1 pseudogene is annotated in these 289 nt (G+C 40.8%); it reads right to left on the reverse strand.

Going from position 1 to position 289, the window contains the following annotated elements:
• Positions 1 to 289: pseudogene (locus AAEY79_RS14475) on the reverse strand (circularly permuted type 2 ATP-grasp protein); the annotation flags it as partial.

Raw genomic sequence — 289 nt, forward strand, 5'->3', positions numbered from 1 at the left:
GGTTTCAATAGACTGAATAACATTGGGAATCCGCTGTTGTTCTAAATCACACATTAATTGCGCTTTCATTACTTTTAATGATTCGCTACTACTGACGGCAAAGCCCAAATGATGAATCAAATGTTGCACTTGTGACTTTTTCAAATCGCCTTTAATCATCTGCTTCATGATATTGTCATAGTAATATAGCCGCTCGCTATAGCGTCCGAGCCAAATCAGATGGCTAGCGGTTGATAACAGCAATATCATTGGCGCATCGGTTCGACCTTCATAACCTGCTTCTATCGGC

Origin of the sequence: Psychrobacter sp. GW64-MNA-CIBAN-0177 (genome assembly GCF_040309585.1) — a bacterium.
In the GTDB taxonomy this organism is placed as follows: domain Bacteria; phylum Pseudomonadota; class Gammaproteobacteria; order Pseudomonadales; family Moraxellaceae; genus Psychrobacter; species Psychrobacter okhotskensis.